Consider the following 1220-nt stretch of genomic DNA (forward strand, 5'->3'; position numbering starts at 1 on the left):
GAGACCTTTGCAAAAAAGCCCTTCCCCCGACAGCCGGAACCCAAACACAGGTTTTCGGCTGTTTTCGCCCCTAATTGCGCCTAATTTTACCCAAATACCCCCTTAATCCTCCCCGGACGCCCCATAATCAGGCATCCGGGCCGCCTTTTAGGCGGCAATAGGCACACTTAGCCTGTTAGCTGCTTTCAACAGGTTCAAACACATCGCCTTCAGATGGCTTTGCGCACTCACTTTAATCAGCCCGAAATAGGCTGCCCGGGCGTAGCGGAATTTACGGTGCAGCGTACCGAAGCTTTGTTCGACCACATAACGGGTCTTCGACAAATATCGGTTGCGTTTGGTTTGCGCTTCCGTCAGCGGACGGTTGCGGTGGGCTTTGCGCATAATGCCGTCTAACAACTGATGCTCTTTCAGATGTTGCCGGTTTTCCGCACTGTCGTAGCCTTTGTCGGCATAGACGGTCGTACCTTCGGCTATACCTTCCAGCAAAGGCGACAGGTGGTTGCACTCATGAGTATTGGCGGGAGTGATGTGCAGTTTCTCGATATAGCCTTCCTCATCGGTACGGGTATGTTGTTTGTAACCGAGTTTGTAGAGGCCGTTTTTCTTTGTCCAACGGGCATCTTTGTCTTTACTCGGTGTGGTTTGTCCGCTGACTTGTCCTTCCTCGTCGACTTCTATGGCCTGACACTGTTTGCTGCCGGCAGTCTGAATAATGGTGGCGTCAACGACGGCGGCGGATGCTTTCTCTACTTTTAGGTTTTTTTCGGCCAGTTGTCGGTTAATCAGTTTGAGCAATTCGGACAGGGTGTCGTCTTGCGCCAGCCAGTTGCGGTAGCGGCATAAGGTGCTGTAATCGGGGATGCTCAACTCGTCAAAACGGCAAAACAGGTTGAAATCGATGCGTGTGATGAGGCTGTGTTCGAGTTCGGGATCGGAGAGGCTGTGCCATTGTCCGAGCAGGACGGCTTTGAACATGGACAACAGGGGATAGGCGGGACGGCCGCGGTGGTCTCGGACGTAACGGGTTCTTTGACGATTCAGGTATTGCTCGATCGGCTGCCAATCAATCACCTGATCCAACTTCAATAGTGGGAAGCGGTCGATGTGTTTGGCAATCATGGCTTGTGCGGTTTGCTGGAAGAAGGTGCTCATGGAAAATCCCCTAAATGTCTTGGTGGGAATTTAGGGGATTTTGGGGAATTTTGCAAAGGTCTCAG

The 1220-nt window shown here is 52.1% G+C and carries 1 protein-coding gene; it reads right to left on the reverse strand.

Features of this window, described 5'->3' with window-relative positions; genetic code table 11:
• Positions 1–147: 147 nt before the first annotated feature.
• The gene (locus DBY90_RS12415) at positions 148–1155 is read right to left on the reverse strand and encodes an IS5 family transposase (protein ID WP_107987337.1); all 1008 of its coding nucleotides are present in this window, start codon (positions 1153–1155) and stop codon (positions 148–150) included.
• Positions 1156–1220 lie beyond the last annotated feature (65 nt).

This window comes from Neisseria mucosa (assembly GCF_003044445.1).
GTDB classification, from domain to species: Bacteria; Pseudomonadota; Gammaproteobacteria; order Burkholderiales; family Neisseriaceae; genus Neisseria; species Neisseria mucosa_A.

Excerpts from the sequence above, each read along its gene's own strand:
- DBY90_RS12415 (WP_107987337.1), bottom strand. The coding sequence starts at position 1,155 with ATGAGCACCTTCTTCCAGCAAACCGCACAAGCCATGATTGCCAAACAC.